A 969-nucleotide genomic window follows, 5' to 3' on the forward strand; every position below is an offset into this window, starting at 1 on the left:
ATTGGGCGTAAAGGGTGCGTAGGCGGTTAAATAAGTCTATGGTATAAGTTCAACGCTTAACGTTGTGATGCTATAGAAACTGTTTGACTAGAGTTGGATAGAGGCAAGTGGAATTCCATGTGTAGCGGTAAAATGCGTAAATATATGGAGGAACACCAGTAGCGAAGGCGGCTTGCTGGGTCTTAACTGACGCTGAGGCACGAAAGCGTGGGGAGCAAACAGGATTAGATACCCTGGTAGTCCACGCCGTAAACGATGAGTACTAAGTGTTGGGTTAAACCAGTGCTGAAGTTAACACATTAAGTACTCCGCCTGAGTAGTACGTACGCAAGTATGAAACTTAAAGGAATTGACGGGACTCCGCACAAGCGGTGGATCATGTTGTTTAATTCGAAGATACACGAAAAACCTTACCAGGTCTTGACATACTCTGCAAAGCTATAGAAATATAGTGGAGGTTATCAGGGATACAGGTGGTGCATGGTTGTCGTCAGCTCGTGTCGTGAGATGTTGGGTTAAGTCCCGCAACGAGCGCAACCCTTATCACTAGTTACCATCATTTAGTTGGGCACTTTAGTGAGACTGCCAATGATAAATTGGAGGAAGGTGGGGATTACGTCAAATCATCATGCCCCTTATGACCTGGGCTACAAACGTGATACAATGGCTGTTACAAAGAGTAGCTGAAACGTGAGTTTTTAGCAAATCTCAAAAAAACAGTCTCAGTTCGGATTGAAGTCTGCAACTCGACTTCATGAAGTCGGAATCGCTAGTAATCGCGAATCAGCATGTCGTGGTGAATACGTTCTCGGGGTTTGTACACACCGCCCGTCAAACCACGAAAGTTGACAATACCCAAAACCAGTAGCCTAACTTGCAAAAGAGGGAACTGTCTAAGGTAGGGTTGATGATTGGGGTTAAGTCGTAACAAGGTATCCCTACCGGAAGGTGGGGATGGATCACCTCCTT

General features: G+C 45.5%; 1 rRNA gene. It reads left to right on the forward strand.

The features are described 5' to 3' along the window. Positions 1 to 969: ribosomal RNA gene (locus V9D86_RS00005) — 16S ribosomal RNA — on the forward strand; the annotation flags it as partial.

This window comes from Candidatus Phytoplasma prunorum, assembly GCF_036924415.2.
GTDB lineage: Bacteria > Bacillota_I > Bacilli_A > Acholeplasmatales > Acholeplasmataceae > Phytoplasma > Phytoplasma prunorum.